At 64.4% G+C, this 2,140-nt stretch carries 2 protein-coding genes; one reads left to right on the top strand and one right to left on the bottom strand.

Features of this window, described 5'->3' with window-relative positions:
* Positions 1 to 48: 48 nt before the first annotated feature.
* Positions 49 to 723: a reverse transcriptase domain-containing protein gene (locus ACFU8W_RS52355; RefSeq protein ID WP_384052959.1), complete on the bottom strand. Its 675-nt coding sequence runs from the start codon at positions 721 to 723 to the stop codon at positions 49 to 51.
* Between the two features lie 508 nt (positions 724 to 1,231).
* Here ACFU8W_RS52355 and ACFU8W_RS52350 point away from each other — a divergent pair.
* The gene (locus ACFU8W_RS52350; RefSeq protein WP_384052961.1) at positions 1,232 to 2,005 is read left to right on the top strand and encodes a hypothetical protein; all 774 of its coding nucleotides are present in this window, start codon (positions 1,232 to 1,234) and stop codon (positions 2,003 to 2,005) included.
* Positions 2,006 to 2,140: the final 135 nt, after the last annotated feature.

Raw genomic sequence — 2,140 nt, 5'->3', positions numbered from 1 at the left:
GGCTGGCTGCCCTGAACTTGTCGCCCGGTTACATCCCTTCCACCTCTTTCAAGCTGGGACGATGCCCGAACTCCTGGACGTACACGCGTAGTGCAGGAACAGGTTCGCCAGAACGGGAGAAACCGGGGCCCCTTGCGGCGTCCCACACTCCCGTTCCAGCAGGGTGCCGTCGGGCATCTTGAGCGGGGCAGCAAGCCACCGCCGCACATACAACTTCACCCAAACGGCGTCGGTGTGTGCTTCCACCGCCTTGACCAGGAGGTCCCAGGACACGCTGTCGAAGAACTGGGAGATGTCGAACTCGACTACCCAGTCCCGTTTCCAGCTGCGTTCCCGACACTTCTCCACGGCATCCAAGGCGGACCGTCCGGGCCGGTATCCGAAGCTGTCCGGATGAAAAATAGGATCCACCCGCCGCACCAAATGCCGGGCCACGACCGTCTGAGCCACACGATCAGCGACGGCAGGAATCCCAAGAATTCTCTCGCCGCCGCCATGTGGCTTGGGAATGGCCACCGCACGCACCGGTGGAGGAAAGTAGGAGCCCGACGACATCCGGTTCCAGACCTTGTAAAGGTTGTTCTTCAGGTCCTTCTCGAAGTCGGCGATGCTCTGTCCGTCCACACCCGGTGCCCCCTTGTTAGCCCTCACTTCCTCCCATGCTTCCTTGACTTCCCACTTTGATATCTCAAACGGCTTGGCCTGCGACTTCAACTGGTCCACCGAACTCCTCCCGGACACCGCCCGGTTGATGCGATCAACACAGTCACGAACGACCCGGCCCCTTCGCTCCACCCCCGTTACAGGGGCTTCTTCACTACTACGAGCCGGTCCGCCAGCGCGTTCCGCATCGGTACTCAGCCCCTTCACGGCACAACCGCTCGGGGTGCTCCCTCTCGCCCGCCCCTACCAGGACGGGCTGTATCGGTACGCGCCTTCTCCTGTTCCACATGACCGCGGCAGATCAGGTTCACGTCGTCTCCATGCCGGACACCGCCTGGCCAGTCGGCGGGCTCCCGCCAGGCTTATCCCGGGACGGTTCCAAGCTTCCCGGTTTTGATGTCGTCGGAATCTTTTCGACACGTCAGCAACGATTCACTTGCGTTCGTCTCCCTGATCCCCACCTGACGCCTCTTGGCGCCTTTTCCTCATCGCTCACCACGACAGTCTTCGGCTAACGCAGCATGAGGCGGTTTGAAGCCTCCCCCCGCAGGGCGACTTCGAAGGGCCAATCCTTCATCGGTCACGCAGCACTACTTCAAGAAACTCTTCCTACATCGAATTCCCCTCTGCATTCAGGACACACTGGAACAAAATAGAGCACCGGCTGTTCTCACAGATCAGCATCAACTGGCGTGGCAGGCCCCTGACCAGCCACGAAGTCGTCGTCAGCACCATCGGAGCGACCACGACACGCAGCGGGCTGTCCGTCCACGCCGAGCTCGACCCCGGCGCCTACCCCACCGGCGTCACCGTCCCCGACACCGTCATGGAGCGCCTGCCCCTGACGCCGCACGAGTGGCACGGCACGTGGAACTACACGTTGCGCCCCGAACCGCTCGCTCCCGAACCGCCCCCGCCCAGCGCCGAGTTCGGGCGCTTTCCGACCGGGGACAAGCTCCCCGCCTGGTTGCGGCACCCCAGCCTCACCGGACTCGAGCCCGCCGCCTTTGACGATCTCGCCGTCCGCTACCGAGCCTGGCGTGCCGAGCACCCGCCGATCTTCCTGCCCGGGAAACGCCCCGACGGCGGCCCCGGCGCCGGCGGCAGACGGCTCTCCGTCTCCGACCAGCTTGTCGTCTTCCTCCTCAAGAGGCGCTGGTCCATGACGAACGCCGTTCTCGCCGAGGCGACCAGCCTGGCCAAGAGCAGAATCGGCGCGACCCTCCAGGAGGTCACCCCCGTGCTCACCGCGCTCGGGCACAAGGTCCCGGCCGGCGCCCTCACCGTGACCACGACACAACAACTCGCCGCGATCGCCGGGCACGACCCCACCCTCCCGTAATCCCTACCAAGATCGACGAGTTATTGATCGGCAAGCCCCTGGGCTTCGGCGTAGTCGGCGGGCGTCCGTTTCGTGATCACTTGAGCCCGAGCAGGGCGAGCGGGCGGTCCGCGTTGCGGGCGTTGTGTCGCAGAG

Source organism: Streptomyces sp. NPDC057565, from assembly GCF_042801455.1.
Lineage (GTDB): Bacteria > Actinomycetota > Actinomycetes > Streptomycetales > Streptomycetaceae > Streptomyces > Streptomyces yanii.
This window is presented reverse-complemented; position numbering and strand designations above follow the sequence as displayed.